Here is an 11,226-nt window from a genome sequence, read left to right on the forward strand (position 1 = left end):
AGCTGTTTAGTAGGTCGATTCAGCTAGATTAACTAGATCTCATTAATTATGTGGGAAATTAGGTGATATAAAAAGTGATAGTGTAGGGAGAAAACGATATCGACGCAATATTTCTTCTGCTTCTTCCCTTATTCAATTAAACGAGGTTTTATCGAAAAAAGCATGGGTTGTTATGAAAAGTGGGGGGGGTAAAGATTGATTTGTATCAATTTTTATTAAAAATATGTATGGTTTTTTACCATGCATAGAGATGTTAATAAGAGTAACTATTTGGTTCTATTATCTCTTTTTTAGAAAATATAATGCTAAGTTTGCCCAAGTTGCGCCGCCTATTAGGATGTTGTCGTCATTGAAATCATATCGTTCTGTATGTAGGCCTATTAACTCAGCATTCTCATGTTGTTCGCGAGTATCGTTACCAATATAGAAATATGCACCAGGGCACTCTTGGAGCATAAAACCAAAATCTTCTGCACCCATAGAAGGTTTTTTGTCGTAATTAATATATTCTGGTTGCATTAGATTGCCGATCGCCTCAATGGCAATTTCAGTCTCTTTGTCATGATTGATGGTGGGAATATAACCGTCAATTAATCGCACTTCGCAGGTCGCACCGTAAGCGCTGCAGATCCCTTCGGCTAAGGTCTTGATTCGTTCTTTAATAAGATCCCTTACTTTAAGATCAAAATAACGTAATGTCCCAAGTAGCGATACTTTGTTGGGAATGACGTTATTCGCATGCCCCCCATGGATTGCGCCAATGGTAATAACGGCAGAATCAAGGCCAGAGATATTACGCGATATGATCGATTGTAGTCCAACGACTATTTCTGATGCAACTAAGACACTATCGACGGTTTGGTAAGGGTGCGCTGCATGACCGCCTTTTGAGAAAACATCGATATGAATCTCGCAGGTGCCGGCCATTTGAGGCCCCTTCTTAATCAGGATTTCTCCTTGTTTCGCACCGGGATAGTTATGGATTGCATAGACTGCATCAACCGGGAATTTCTCAAATAATCCGTCATTGACCATTGTGCGGGCGCCTGCTTGATCCTCTTCATCAGGCTGGAAGATAAAGATGATGGTTCCATCAAACGTGGCTTCTAATGCAAGATAATGGGCCGCAGCTAAAAGCATTGTCATATGACCATCATGACCACAGGCATGCATAATCCCTTCATTATTGGAGCTGTAAGGCAAATCAGTTGATTCAGTGATGGGAAGTGCATCGATATCGGCGCGTAAGCCAATTCGTTTGCCGTTATGATAATCCCCTTTTCTTAGAATTCCGATTACTCCAGTATTTGAGAGTCTTTCTGTTTGAATACCCCATGATTGTAAGAGCGCTTCAATTTTTTCAGCTGTTTTAAATTCAACACGTGATAACTCTGGATGAGCGTGGAAATCTTGCCGTAATTGTCGAAAATCAGCCTCATGTTTTTGGAGAAATAAGATGAGGTTTGAATTAGGATTTTGAACGATATTTGCTAGCATGGCTGCAGCTTCCCTCTAGTGTCAAGTTTAAATTCGGTATAGACTTTAATTTTATCGCCTAATCCATTAGTATAGAACTCTTAGGATACAATTTTATGTCAAAGTTTAGAAGCATATTTGGGTTCTCTCAATTAGGCTTTATACTTGTTTATATCAATCTATGAGTAAAATCAGAGTCTTGGAGGAAAATGAGCTATGATGGAATATCTTCCTGTAGCAGTCTTTGTAGGCTTCAGTATTGTCTTTGCAGGCATCCTCGTTGCCCTTGGTTACTTCTTATCACCAAGCCAACCTAACGCTGAAAAGCTATCTCCATATGAAAGCGGATTTGAGGCATTTGAAGATGCCCGAATGAAGTTTGATGTCCGCTTCTTTCTTGTCGCAATTCTTTTTATTGTTTTTGACTTAGAGTTAATCTTCCTCATTCCTTGGGCAACTGCTCTTAAAATGATAGGACTACCTGGTATTATGGCTGTGGTGGTTTTTCTTGTTTTATTGACGGTTGGTTTTGCGTATGAGTGGAAGAAAGGGGCACTTGAATGGGATTAGAAGCTAGATTAGAAGAGGGTTTTATTACAACAACCCTCGATTCGGCAATCAACTGGGCGCGTACGGGGTCACTATGGCCGGTCACGTTTGGGCTTGCTTGTTGTGCATTGGAGATGATGCATGTTGGCGCCGCGCGATATGATTTAGACCGCTATGGTGGTGCGGTATTTAGAGCCTCTCCAAGACAGGCTGATTTAATGATTATTGCTGGAACGCTCACTAATAAAATGGCGATTCCTCTTCGTAAAGTGTACGATCAGATGCCAGAGCCAAAATGGGTGATCTCAATGGGTTCTTGTGCAAATGGTGGGGGTTATTACCATTACTCTTACTCTGTTGTACGTGGTTCAGATCGAGTGGTGCCGGTAGATGTCTATGTGCCAGGTTGCCCACCTACTGCTGAAGCATTAATGTTCGGGATCTTACGTCTTCATGAAAAGATCAAGCGTACTAGTACCATTGCAAGATTAGGGTAGGTGAGAAATGGCAAAATTTATTAGAAATCCCGAAGAGTTGTTAGAGACGTTAGCAACGATTCTTGGAGATAAAATTCTCAAGTCAGTGCTACATGTCGGCGAAGTAACCATTACGATCGCCCCTGATACGGTTCATTCTGTGATGGAAACACTTCGTCACCATGATGAACTCAAGTTTGAGCAGATGACAGATATTACCGGCGTTGATTATGCCGCTTATGGTCTTACTGAATGGGATGTGGAAGCCTCTAATCATGGTTTTAGCCGAGGAACAACACCTCAGGCTGTGGGAAGAGCCGGGACACAATTAGAGAAAACGGCACATAAAAAATCAATGACAGAGCGCTTTGCGGTTGTCTATCATCTATTGTCGTTGACTCATAATGCGCGTTTACGTGTAAAGACCTATCTTGATGGCGAGCAGAATAATACGATTCCGATGGTGGATTCCGTATCGGATATTTGGGCAGGCGCAAACTGGTTCGAGCGGGAAACTTTCGATATGTTCGGAATTGCTTTTAAAAACCACCCAGATTTACGTCGTATTCTCTCCGATTATGGCTTTATTGGTCATCCACTACGCAAAGATTTCCCACTAACCGGAAATGTAGAGGTGATCTATGATGAAGAGCTTCGTCGAGTGGTATATCAACCTGTTTCGATTGAATCGCGCGTCAATATTCCTCGAATGATTCGTAAGGGGTAGGAGAGTTATGACAACAAATATTGAAAACTATACGATTAACTTCGGACCACAGCATCCGGCAGCACATGGTGTAATGCGTCTGATTTTAGAGCTCCGCGGGGAAACCGTTGAACGTGCTGATGTGCATGTGGGTTTACTTCATCGTGGTACTGAAAAGTTAATGGAAGCAAAACCTTACACTCAGTCTATTGGTTACTTAGATCGATTAGATTACTGTTCATGCCTCAATAATGAGCATGCATTTGTGTTAGCAGTTGAGAAGTTACTCGGTATTGAAGTGCCGATTCGTGCGCAATATATCCGTGTATTAATGGATGAGGCAACACGTATTATGAATCACTTGATGTGGTTAGGAGCACATGGTCATGACTTAGGTGCGATGGCGATGCTCCTCTACTGTTTCCGTGATCGTGAAGAACTTTACGATGCACAAGAAGCAATTACCGGGGCGCGTATTCACCCATTTTACTATCGTGTAGGCGGGGTTGCGAAAGATCTACCGAATCAGATGCCTAAATATGAGCCAAGCAAGTTCAGATCGAAAAAGAAACTAGAGCGTATTAATGCTGCGCGTCAAGGCGACGTGTTAGATTTCTTAGAGGATTTCTGTGATCGTTTTGTGAATCAAAATATGAAAGAGTATCGAGATCTTCTTGTGGGTAACCGTATCTGGAAAGGGCGTGTTGTAGGCATCGGTGTTGTCTCTGCAGAGCGGGCAATTGAACTTGGTTTTACAGGGCCTATGCTTCGTGGTTCAGGTGTTGCTTGGGATCTACGTAAGACACAACCCTATTCTGTATATGATCAACTTGATTTTGAAGTGCCTGTTGGCGTCAATGGTGATTGTTATGATCGCTTCTTAGTTCGTTTAGAAGAGATGGTGCAGTCGGCACATATCATGAAGCAATGCATTGCTTGGCTTCGTGAGAATAAAGGGCCTGTAATGGCGGAAGATAGCCGCGTAACAATCCCCCAAAGACGAGATGTTAAAGAGGGAATGGAATCCTTGATTCAGCAATTTAAAGTCTTTACCGAGGGTTTTTGTGTGCCTGAAGGGGAGGCCTATGCTGCAGTTGAGCATCCTAAAGGGGAATTTGGAGTGTATCTTGTTTCAGATGGTGCGAATAAACCTTATCGCGTTAAGTTAAGAGCACCTGGATTCTCTCATATTTCAGCCACCGAAGAGATGGCACATCGTCATATGTTATCCGACTTGGTTGCAATTATCGGGACACAAGATTTAGTGTTTGGAGATATCGACCGCTAATTTTACGAACGACAGAAAAGAGTAGCGAAAATGAAAAATAAAGAGAGCATTTTAAGTAGCCATGCGAGAGCAGAGATTGATCGCTGGCTAGCACGCTTCCCAGAAGATCGGAAGCAGTCTGCATTGCTTGCTGCACTACGTGAAGTTCAGCATGAAAATGGCGGTTATTTAACGACAGAATTGATGGATGCCATCGCTGATTACCTTGAATTACCCCCGATTGCGGTGTATGAGGTAGCCTCGTTCTATTCCAATTTTGAATTGAAACCCTGTGGTAAGAATGCCCTTCTTATCTGTACTAATATCTCCTGTATGCTTCGTGGTGCAGAAGAGATCTTAGCGCACGTGGAAAATCGTTTGGGTATCAAGGCCGGGGAGTCGACTCCTGACGGTCTTTTTTCGTTGAAGAAAGAGGATGAATGCCTTGCTGCATGTACAGCAGCGCCAGCGGCTTTAATCAATCACGAGTATCATGAGAATTTAACGATTGAGAAGATTGATGAAATTCTAGATCGTATCGAATCAAGCGCAGATAAGAAAGAGGCAAACTAATGGTTAGAAATGAAGTTTGTTATTTTACTCTCGGACGCGATAAGCCATGGTCGATTGAGACCTATATGAGCTTAGGTGGCTATGATGGGTGGAAGAAAATATTAAGAGGCGAACTCTCGAAAGAGGAAGTGATCGAGATGGTGAAAGCTTCAGAACTTCGTGGCCGTGGGGGCGCAGGCTTCCCAACGGGTGTGAAGTGGAGTTTTATGCCGAAGAACACAGATGGAAGTAGTTACCTGGTTTGTAACTCAGATGAATCTGAACCGGGGACTTGTAAGGATAGGGATATCCTTCGTTATAATCCTCATGCTCTTGTTGAGGGTATGGCGATTGCGGCTTATGCAATCGGTGCAAAAGTCGGCTACAACTACATGCGTGGTGAGTTTAGTGAAGAGCCATTTAAGCGCTTTGAAGCTGCCGTGCAAGAAGCACGTGATGCAGGACTTTTAGGTGAGAATATTCAAGGTACGGGTATTTCTGTTGAGTTATACGGTGCGCTCGGTGCAGGTGCTTATATCTGTGGTGAAGAGACGGCATTACTTGAATCTTTAGAAGGCAAGAAAGGTCAGCCACGTTTTAAACCACCATTCCCTGCAGCAGTTGGTTTATATGGTAAGCCCACAACGATCAATAACTGTGAGTCACTCTCATCAGTGGGCCGCATTATTCGTAATGGTCCTGAGTGGTTTAAAGATCATGGGATTCCCGGTGCGGGCGGTCAGAAGATCTTCTCTATCTCAGGTCATGTCGCAAAGCCTGGGAACTATGAGATTCCGATGGGAACACCTTTCAAAGATCTATTAAAGTTAGCCGGTGGTATCTGGCAAGGTCGCAAAATTAAAGCGGTTATTCCGGGGGGATCCTCCGTTCCTGTCGTTCCGGGTCATATCATGATGAAAACGAACATGGATTATGATTCTATTGCGAAAAAAGCAGGATCAATGATGGGTTCAGGTGCTGTCATCGTCATGGATGAAACAACAGATATGGTGAAAGTATTAAAGACCCTTGCAAGCTTCTATTTTAGTGAGTCTTGTGGTCAATGTACGCCATGCCGTGAAGGTACAGGTTGGCTCTATCGTGTGGTTGAACGTATTTTAGAGGGGCAAGGTCGTCCTGAAGATCTCGATAAACTGCTTCATGTCGCCAATAATATCGGTGGACGCACAATCTGTGCTTTAGGTGATGCGGCTGCAACGCCTATTTTAAGCTTTATTAAACATTTCCCAGAAGAGTTCAAATTCTATATTGAACATGGGAGAAGTATGATTGAGGGAGCCCAATAATGAGTAATGAAAAAATATTTACCGTAAATATTGACGGTAAGGAATTTCAAGCACCTGCGGGCACAATGTTAATCGAGGTTGCGGATCGGGAAGGAATTACCATTCCTCGTTTTTGCTACCATGATAAGTTATCGATTGCCGCAAGTTGCCGGATGTGTTTAGTCGATGTTGAGCGGATGCCAAAGCCGGCACCTGCTTGTGCAACGCCGATTATGGATGGCATGATTGTTCGTACAAGAAGTGAAAAAGCACGAGCAGCCCAAAAAGCCATTATGGAATTCTTGTTAATTAATCACCCACTTGATTGTCCGATTTGTGATCAAGGTGGTGAGTGTGAATTACAAGATTTTTCGGCTGAATATGGGCAAAATCACTCAATCTATACTGAAGAGAAACGTCATTTCCCGAAAAGCGATATTGGTCCACTCGTTGAGACCTTTATGAATCGTTGTATTCAATGTACTCGTTGTGTACGCTATGGAGATGAGATTGCCGGAATGCGTGAGCTTGGTGGATTAGATCGTGGGGATCGTTTAGAAATCTCCACCTATATTCAGCATGCGCTTGCTTCAGAGGTTTCAGCCAATATTATCGATATCTGCCCAGTAGGTGCCTTAACTGCCAAACTTTCAAAATATGGGGCTCGGCCTTGGGAATATATGAACCATGATTCAATTTCGATTCATGATGGTGTCGGTACAAATACTGAAATTCATACATTACGTGGCAAAGTAGCAAGGGTTGTCTCTCGTCGTAATGATGAGATTAATGAACCTTGGATTGCTGACCGTGATCGTTTTAGTTATGAAGCACTCTTTAGTGCAGATCGTGCCCATTTCCCATTGATTGATAATGGTCAAGGCGTGCTAGAACAAGCGAATTGGGCGGATGCGCTTAAAGCAACAAAGCTGGTCATTGAAGGGGCAATTCAAAAATATGGCGTAGATCAAGTAGGGATTTTTGTTTCACCGCTTGCATCTGTAGAAGAGCTTCAGCTAGTGAGCGAATTAAAAGTAGGCCTGAATCTTAAAAATGTTGATTACCGTTTGAAACAACGGGATTTCAGCGGGGAGAAGAGTGAGCCTACATTCCGTTCATTAGGGCTTAAACTGACAGAGATTAATCGGCTTGATTCTGTCTTCTTAGTAGGAGCCGATCCTCGTATGGAAGTGCCTGTTTTAGCTATTCGTTTAAGAGATGCGGTTAAAAAGGGTGCGAAAGTCTCTCGCCTTGGCACTTATGATGCGGATCAATTACATTCAATGCATGCTTCAATAATTGCCCACCCATTTGATTGGGTCGGTACTTTAATGGCAGTCGTAAAACGGGTTGCTACAGCAAAAGGGCAACCACTTGCTTTAGAATTTGCAAAGATTAATGCGGATACAGCGGTGGATAATGCCTTAGTTGAACGTGTTGCAGATCAGTTATTAGAGGGTGAGCGTGAATGGATTGTTCTAGGGGATGAGGCGATTAGCCATCCACAGTTTGCAACGATTCGCGCATTAAGTGTTGAATTAGCACGTTTAACGGGTGCAAGCTTCGGTTACTTCACTGCGGGAGCGAATAGCTCTGGTGCTGCGCTCACACAGATTACAACTGAGGGTTTCAATACGGCATCAATGCTTACAAAACCGCTAAAAGCATATATTTTAGTGGGTGCAATCGATCCGGAATATGATTTTGCAGAGACTGGTCAAGTATTTAATGCACTTAAAGCAGCGGAAGCCGTCGTTGCGGTTACACCTTTTGTGAGTGAAGCGCTTAAATCTCTTGCAAATATCATTCTACCTGCGGCAGCTTGGGCAGAGAGCTCAGGCAGTTTCGTGAGCTTAGAAGGGCGCTTACAATCATTGCAGGCAGCGAGTATGCCACAAGGGGAAGCGCGTCCCCTTTGGAAGATTCTTCGTGTTTTAGGCAATCAATTTGAATTACCAGGCTTTGGTTATATCAGTTCTGAAGAGGTATTAGCCAAATGGCGTTTGATGCATGAGGCACAATTGGCAGAGCAAAATAATATAAGTGAAGTGTTCACTTTTGATTATCAAGCGATGCCTAAATCAGGCTTGATAGCGATCCCAACAACATCTCTCTATTCGACTGATGCTTACGTTCGTCGTGGTGAAGCATTACAAAAGACGCCTCTTGCAAGTCGTGCGCGGATTGCATTTAACAATAGTAACGATGAAGCGACTGTCATGGCGATTTTAAATCAAGAGAGCCGTTTCACTTCAAGAGTATCAGCAAAAGTAGCGCCTGGTTGTGTTCGAATCCCGACAGAATATGCGGGGCAAACACCATTTTATCAATTTATCAAGGGGGCAAATTAGATGGATATCATCATGGCGATTATTCATTATCCGCTTGTTTGGGCTCTACTTAAAACATTGGCAATTTTCTTACCGATCGTTTTATCTGTAGCGTACTTAACATTTGCAGAACGTAAAATTCTGGGATATATGCATATCCGTTTAGGGCCAAATCGTGTAGGACCTAAAGGTTTGTTACAACCCTTTGCTGACTTAATGAAGATGATCTTCAAAGAATGGATTATTCCTTCAGCTGCGAATAAGGCGATGTTCCTAATCGCCCCATTTGTAGCTGTAACAACTGCTTTTGCAGTATGGGCAGTGATTCCTTTTCAAGATAATTGGATCAGCTCATCAATGGATTCAGGGATTCTTTTTATCCTTGCGATGACCTCTTTAGGGGTCTATTCATCATTGATTGGTGGTTGGGGGTCAAACTCTAAATTTGCCATGTTTGGAGCAATCCGAAGTGCCGCACAAGTGGTCTCTTATGAGCTTGCGATTGGTTTTGCGCTGATTACCGTTGTGATGATTTCAGGGAGCCTTAATCTCTCTGAAATTGTGAAGTCACAATCAGGTAGCTTAGGGTTAGTCAACTGGTACTTTATCCCACTATTACCGATGGCGGTGATCTATTTTATTGCAGGTCTTGCAGAGTTAAATCGTGCGCCATTTGAAGTGACAGAAGGGGAATCAGAGATTGTTGCAGGTTACTTTACTGAGTATTCAGGAACGGGCTTCGTAACATTCTACCTTGCGGAATACACCAATATGATCTTAATGTCGGCATTGATGAGCTTGCTCTTCTTTGGTGGCTGGCTTGCTCCGCTCTCAGGTGTTGAAGCGATTGAGAATATTCCTGTCATTTCATTCTTGGCTCAAGATAGTCTTTTCTGGATGATTTTGAAGATGGCATTCTTCCTCTTCTCAATGGTTTGGGTTCGCGCAACATTCCCGGGTTATCGTTATGACCAGATTATGCGGTTAGGTTGGAAATTCTTTATTCCGATTGCACTTGTATGGATCGCGGTAGTACTCGTGATGTATGGCATCGGTTTAAAACCATGGTTTTAAGAAATAGGGTAGGACTAATCAATGTTTAAATATTTAAAATCATTTTACGAAACGTTTACGCTCAGAGAGTTGCGTAAAGGTTTAGGAATTACCTTTCGTTATTTCTTTAGACCGAAATTTACGATCGAGTATCCGTTTGAAAAAACACCACAATCGAATCGTTTTCGTGGGTTACATGCACTACGCCGTTATCCTAATGGAGAAGAGCGCTGTATTGGTTGTAAATTGTGTGAAGCAGTTTGTCCTGCATTAGCAATTACCATTGATACAGAAGAGCGTGGCGATGGCACCCGTCGAACAACACGTTACGATATTGACCTTTTTAAATGTATCTTCTGTGGTCTATGTGAGCAGGCCTGTCCTGTAGATTCAATCGTGTTGACCCGCGTATTTGAATATCACATGGAAGAGAAAGGGGAAAATATCATCACTAAAGAGACTCTGCTAGCACTCGGCGATAAGTACGAAGTACAGATCGCAGCCGATCGCGCGCTTGACTCTAAATTGTACTAGGGGGAGAAGATGTTATTTAAGATTTTATTTTATATCTTCGCACTTATTACCATCTATTCAGCTATTCGGGTGGTAAGCGCTAAGAATACGATGACATCAGTACTTCACCTAGTTCTGATTTTTGTCATGGTGAGTTGCTGTTGGTTGTTATTACAAGCGGAATTCTTGGCATTAGCCTTAATTATTATCTACTGTGGGGCGGTGATGGTTTTCTTCCTCTTTGCGGTGATGATGCTTGATATTCCTCACGATATGATGAAAAAAGGCTTAGTGAAATATCTGCCGGTTGCGGTATTAGTCGCAATCGTCTTTATTGCTGAGATCTTGGTCGTGACTTTAGGGGGCGATAGCTTTATTACGCAGAACTTTGCACTTGCAGGTGGAGTTGAATCTATTCGTGAAGGGGTAGAGTTAACGAATGCGCAAGAGCTTGGTGTTCTTCTTTACACTGAATATATCTATGCCTTTGAGGCAACAGCACTTATTCTCTTAGTGGCGATGATCGCCGCAATTGCCTTAACGCATCGCGTTGGCCCCCTTCGTCGTAAAGATGTCCCTGTGGGTTGGCAGATTAAAGCGGATCCTACCAAACGTGTACGGATGGTAAAAATGGATTCAGCAGTTTTAGCACCGGCGCCTGTCAAGGAAGAGGACGCTGAAACGGTCACACCAGAGGAGGAAAAGTAATATGAATCTTGTTATTAGTGATTATATTATTCTCTCGACAATTCTATTTGGAATTAGTACGGCGGGAATCTTTATTAATCGTAGAAATTTGATTGTGCTCTTAATGTGCATTGAGTTAATGCTCTTAGCAAGTAGTACTCTCTTTGTGGCGTTCTCACAGTTTTCTGGCGATTTACATGGACAGATCTTTGTCTTCTTTATATTAGCGGTTGCGGCCGCAGAAGCAGCGATTGGTCTTGCGATCTTGGTATTAATATTCAGAAATCGTGGCAATATTAATGTCGATGAAATTACAGAGTTAAGAGGCTAA

12 protein-coding genes are annotated in these 11,226 nt (G+C 42.8%); 11 read left to right on the forward strand and 1 reads right to left on the reverse strand.

Going from position 1 to position 11,226, the window contains the following annotated elements; genetic code table 11:
• Window positions 1-279: 279 nt before the first annotated feature.
• On the reverse strand, window positions 280-1,497 hold the full coding sequence (locus WMO13_RS00250; RefSeq protein WP_034855563.1) for an amidohydrolase: 1,218 nt from the start codon (window positions 1,495-1,497) through the stop codon (window positions 280-282).
• Between the two features lie 195 nt (window positions 1,498-1,692).
• On the opposite strand from WMO13_RS00250, the gene ndhC reads away from it, so the two are divergent.
• The 11 genes from ndhC to nuoK are packed head-to-tail and all read left to right on the forward strand — an operon-like array spanning window position 1,693 to window position 11,226.
• Window positions 1,693-2,046, forward strand: a complete 354-nt coding sequence (ndhC, locus tag WMO13_RS00255) for an NADH-quinone oxidoreductase subunit A (protein ID WP_026878776.1) — start codon at window positions 1,693-1,695, stop codon at window positions 2,044-2,046.
• A complete protein-coding gene (locus WMO13_RS00260) occupies window positions 2,037-2,522 on the forward strand; it encodes a NuoB/complex I 20 kDa subunit family protein (RefSeq protein WP_026878777.1) in 486 nt (161 codons plus the stop codon). Before ndhC ends, WMO13_RS00260 begins: the two co-directional genes overlap by 10 nt.
• Before the next feature lie 7 nt (window positions 2,523-2,529).
• On the forward strand, window positions 2,530-3,228 hold the full coding sequence (locus WMO13_RS00265; protein ID WP_034855565.1) for an NADH-quinone oxidoreductase subunit C: 699 nt from the start codon (window positions 2,530-2,532) through the stop codon (window positions 3,226-3,228).
• A gap of 7 nt (window positions 3,229-3,235) precedes the next feature.
• Window positions 3,236-4,495: an NADH-quinone oxidoreductase subunit D gene (locus WMO13_RS00270; protein ID WP_026878779.1), complete on the forward strand. Its 1,260-nt coding sequence runs from the start codon at window positions 3,236-3,238 to the stop codon at window positions 4,493-4,495.
• A gap of 30 nt (window positions 4,496-4,525) precedes the next feature.
• A complete protein-coding gene (gene nuoE, locus WMO13_RS00275) occupies window positions 4,526-5,047 on the forward strand; it encodes an NADH-quinone oxidoreductase subunit NuoE (RefSeq protein WP_026878780.1) in 522 nt (173 codons plus the stop codon).
• Entirely contained in the window at window positions 5,047-6,333 is a 1,287-nt protein-coding gene (gene nuoF, locus WMO13_RS00280; protein WP_026878781.1) for an NADH-quinone oxidoreductase subunit NuoF, read from the forward strand. Before nuoE ends, nuoF begins: the two co-directional genes overlap by 1 nt.
• Window positions 6,333-8,663, forward strand: a complete 2,331-nt coding sequence (nuoG, locus tag WMO13_RS00285) for an NADH-quinone oxidoreductase subunit NuoG (RefSeq protein ID WP_026878782.1) — start codon at window positions 6,333-6,335, stop codon at window positions 8,661-8,663. The genes nuoF and nuoG overlap by 1 nt, the downstream gene beginning before the upstream one ends.
• Window positions 8,664-9,716: an NADH-quinone oxidoreductase subunit NuoH gene (gene nuoH, locus WMO13_RS00290; RefSeq protein ID WP_034855568.1), complete on the forward strand. Its 1,053-nt coding sequence runs from the start codon at window positions 8,664-8,666 to the stop codon at window positions 9,714-9,716.
• Between the two features lie 21 nt (window positions 9,717-9,737).
• On the forward strand, window positions 9,738-10,229 hold the full coding sequence (gene nuoI / locus WMO13_RS00295; protein ID WP_026878784.1) for an NADH-quinone oxidoreductase subunit NuoI: 492 nt from the start codon (window positions 9,738-9,740) through the stop codon (window positions 10,227-10,229).
• 9 nt (window positions 10,230-10,238) lie between these two features.
• The gene (locus WMO13_RS00300) at window positions 10,239-10,916 is read left to right on the forward strand and encodes an NADH-quinone oxidoreductase subunit J (protein WP_034855570.1); all 678 of its coding nucleotides are present in this window, start codon (window positions 10,239-10,241) and stop codon (window positions 10,914-10,916) included.
• A 1-nt stretch (window position 10,917) separates the two neighbouring features.
• Window positions 10,918-11,226, forward strand: coding sequence for an NADH-quinone oxidoreductase subunit NuoK (gene nuoK, locus WMO13_RS00305; protein WP_026878785.1), 309 nt, complete (start codon window positions 10,918-10,920; stop codon window positions 11,224-11,226).

This window comes from Ignatzschineria larvae DSM 13226, assembly GCF_038500265.1.
GTDB classification, from domain to species: Bacteria; Pseudomonadota; Gammaproteobacteria; order Cardiobacteriales; family Wohlfahrtiimonadaceae; genus Ignatzschineria; species Ignatzschineria larvae.